2 protein-coding genes are annotated in these 3,693 nt (G+C 65.1%); both read right to left on the bottom strand.

The features are described 5' to 3' along the window. Window positions 1–3,026 (bottom strand): glutamate synthase central domain-containing protein (locus tag ACRDUX_RS05455; RefSeq protein ID WP_526411761.1); only part of this gene is annotated, 3,026 nt, incomplete at its 3' end. A gap of 82 nt (window positions 3,027–3,108) precedes the next feature. Further along, a complete protein-coding gene (locus ACRDUX_RS05450; RefSeq protein WP_526411759.1) occupies window positions 3,109–3,522 on the bottom strand; it encodes a DUF2752 domain-containing protein in 414 nt (137 codons plus the stop codon). Window positions 3,523–3,693: the final 171 nt, after the last annotated feature.

Here is a 3,693-nt window from a genome sequence, read left to right as displayed (position 1 = left end):
TTGAGGTCCTCGATCGAGTAGATGTCGTGGTGCGGCGGAGGCGAGATCAACCCGACGCCCGGTGTCGAGTGACGGGTCTTGGCGATGTTCGGATACACCTTGTAGCCCGGAAGCTGGCCGCCTTCACCAGGTTTCGCACCCTGAGCCATCTTGATCTGGATGTCCGTCGCATTGACCAGGTAGTCGCTCGTCACGCCGAAGCGCCCGGACGCCACTTGTTTGACCGCACTGCGCCTACGCGGGTCGTACAACCGGTCTGTATCTTCACCTCCCTCGCCACTATTGGACCGGCCACCAAGTGCGTTCATGGCGATCGCCATCGTCTCGTGGGCCTCGGCCGAGATCGAGCCGTAGCTCATTGCGCCGGTGTTGAAGCGAGTGACGATCGACTCGACGGATTCGACCTCGTCGAGCGGGACCGGTGGCCGTACGCCGGACTTCAGTTCGAAGAGTCCGCGCAACGTCCCGCCGTCGCGGGCCAGCCGGTTCACCTCGTCGGAGTACTCCCGGAAGACTTCGTACCGTCCGGTGCGCGTCGAATGCTGGAGCAGGAACACGACTTCCGGGGTGAACAGATGAAGTTCACCCTCGCGACGGAAGGCGTACTCCCCGCCCACTTCGAGGCGCCGGTGGACGCGCTCGGTGGGATTCTCCGGGTAGGCCCGCCGATGCCGCAGCTTCACCTCTTCCGCGATGACGTCGAGACCCACGCCGCCGAGTTGGGTCGGTGTCCCGGTGAGGTACTCGTCGACGACGTCGCGGTTCAGCCCGATGGCCTCGAACGCCTGCGCAGCCGTGTAGGACGCGACGGTCGAGATGCCCATCTTGCTCATCACCTTCATGACGCCCTTTCCGAGCGCCTTGAGGTAGTTGCGCACCGCGGTCGTCGGCTCGATCCCCGTGAGCTCACCCTCTCGGATCAGATCCTCGATCGACTCGAACGCCAGGTACGGGTTGACGGCCGCGGCGCCGAACCCGATCAGCATCGCGATGTGATGGACCTCGCGCGCGTCGCCGCTCTCGACGACCAGCGCGACCATCGTGCGCTGCTTGGCGCGGACCAGGTGGTGGTGTACCGCCGACACTGCGAGCAGCGACGGAATCGGCGCCTTGGTGTGATCGGAGTCGCGGTCGGAGATGACCAGCGTTCGGTATCCCTTGGCGATCGCCTCGCTCGCGTGGAGGCGAAGGTCCTCCAAGGCGTCGGTGAGGCCTTCGCCGCCACGCTCGACGTCGTAAAGCGCCCGCAGCACCTTGGTCTTGAGGCCGGGCTGTTCGCCGTCGGCGTTGATGTGGACGATCTTGTTCAGCTCGTCGTTGTCGAGCACCGGCCACTTCAGCACGATCTGACGACAGGACGCCGCGGTCGGCTCCAGCAGGTTGTGCTCGGGGCCCATCACACGTGACATGGACGTGACCACCTCTTCGCGGATGGCGTCCAGCGGCGGGTTGGTCACCTGAGCGAAGAGTTCGACGAAGTAGTCGTAGAGCAGCCGGGACCGCTGCGAGAGCACTGCTGCCGGCGTGTCGGTTCCCATGGAGCCCAAGGGTTCTGCACCCGAGGCGGCCATCGGGGTGAGCATGATTCGCAATTCCTCTTCGGTGTATCCGAAGGAGATCTGCCTGCGTACCACGGAGTCGTGATTCGGTTGAACGCGAACACGCTCGGGCAGGGTCGACAGGTCGAGGAGGCCGGAATGCAGCCATTCGCCATAGGATTCGGCAGTCGAGAGCCCCTGCTTGAGCTCGTCGTCGGAAACGATGCGGCCTTCGGCGGTATCGATGAGGAACATCTTGCCCGGCTCCAGCCGGCCCCTAGCGACGATCTCCGCGGGCGGCACGTCCAACACACCGCTCTCGCTGGCGAGGATGATCCTGTCGTCGATGGTGCGCCACCAACGTCCGGGACGTAATCCGTTGCGGTCCAACACCGCACCGACGACCGTGCCGTCGGTGAACGTCACGCAGGCGGGTCCGTCCCACGGCTCCATTAGCGAGGCGTGGAATTGCCAGAACGCGCGTCGCTCCGGACCCATGTCGACGTTCTTCTCCCACGCCTCGGGGATCATCATCATGACCGCGTGCGGCAGGCTGCGTCCGCCGAGGTGGAGCAGTTCCAGCACCTGGTCGAACGATGCCGAGTCGGAGGCATCGGCAGTGCAGATCGGCGACAGTCGCGCCAGGTCTCCTGGGATCTGCGCGCTGGCCAGCATCGCCTCACGGGCGTGCATGCGGTTGCGGTTGCCGCGCACCGTGTTGATCTCGCCGTTGTGGGCGACGAATCGGAACGGGTGCGCCAGTGGCCACGATGGGAAGGTGTTGGTCGAGAAGCGGCTGTGCACGATCGCGATGGCACTCGTACATCGTTCGTCGCGCAGATCCGAAAAGAACTGCGGCAGTTGCATTGTGGTGAGCATGCCTTTGTAGGCGATGGTGCGGCTCGATAGGGATGCGAAGTAGACTTCGCCCATCTCGGCGAGTTTCCGCACGGGGTAGACGCGACGGTCGAGGTCGATGCCGCCGGGCCTGCTGCCGTTGCGCTCCGGTGCGGCGAGGAACAGCTGCGCCATGTACGGCATGCAACCCAGTGCCGTCTCGCCGACGCCGGCTCCGTCCGGATCGACGGGAACCGCGCGCCAGCCAAGCACTTCCAGCCCCTCTTCGACCGCCATGGCCTCGATGGCTTCGCGCGCGGCCGCCCGGGCGACGGGATCCTGCGGCATGAAGCAAATGCCAGCGGCAAAGGTGTTGGCCCCCTCGGCCGTCGGCGAAGGCAGGTCGAAGTCGACGACCTCGCGCAGCAGTTCTACGGGCAGTTGCAGGAGTATCCCCGCACCGTCACCGCTGTTCGGTTCAGCCCCTGCGGCGCCGCGGTGCTCGAGGTGCTCCAACGCGGTCAGACCATCGGCGACGATGGAATGGGATCGACGTCCCTTGATGTCCGTGACCATCGCCACGCCACATGAATCCGCCTCATTCTCGGGGTCATACAGCCCCTGAGCTTCTGGCAAGGCCGAGAACAGCACTCGCAGCACCTCCGCAGTCCGGAAACGATCTGTCTGGGACTGCAGCGGCCCGAGTGGCGAGTGTATCAGCGGAGTAGCGAGGCTACCCGCCGATAAGCGTCGGGACCAGCGGGAATCCCGGTAGATTCCGGATCACCGTCCAGGTTACTGCCGCCACGATCACCGTCGCGACCGCCGACTTTGGCATCAGTGGCCCGCCCGATCGCCACCGCAGGATCAGCCAGAGCGCGAGCATCGGAAGGCCGAAGAGCAGGAAGACGTTGTCCACTGCCGCCGCACCGAAGTCACCATGCAAGAGGTCGTGGGTCATTCGCAGACCCCCGCAACCGGGGCAGTTCCAACCCGTCAGCAGGTGGAAGGGGCAGGTGGGAAAGCCGAAGCCCGGTGCATGCGGATCGCGAAGACCGATGTACGCCAGTGCACCGACGAAGATCCCGGCCGTGCCGATGGTGGCGTACCGGGTGCCCATGCGGTTGGTCGCGTTGCGAGATTCCATTGCGCATCCCAGCATGCCCGACGAATCGATCGAGGATCAACGCCTCAGGTCCCAAGCTGGCCACGGCCGCGTCGTCGACGCGTGACATTGCGCGGCTTCCCGCCCGCTTCGGCGTCCGGATAGCACGCGGTACCGACATTTTCGGGGTCTTGTGGGGTGGTTGTCCACAGT

The sequence above is a fragment of the Mycobacterium sp. genome (assembly GCF_050701675.1).
Classification (GTDB): Bacteria; Actinomycetota; Actinomycetes; order Mycobacteriales; family Mycobacteriaceae; genus Mycobacterium.
This window is presented reverse-complemented; position numbering and strand designations above follow the sequence as displayed.

Coding starts and splice junctions, on each gene's coding strand:
- ACRDUX_RS05450 (WP_526411759.1), bottom strand. CDS start 3,522: ATGGAATCTCGCAACGCGACCAACCGCATGGGCACCCGGTACGCCACC.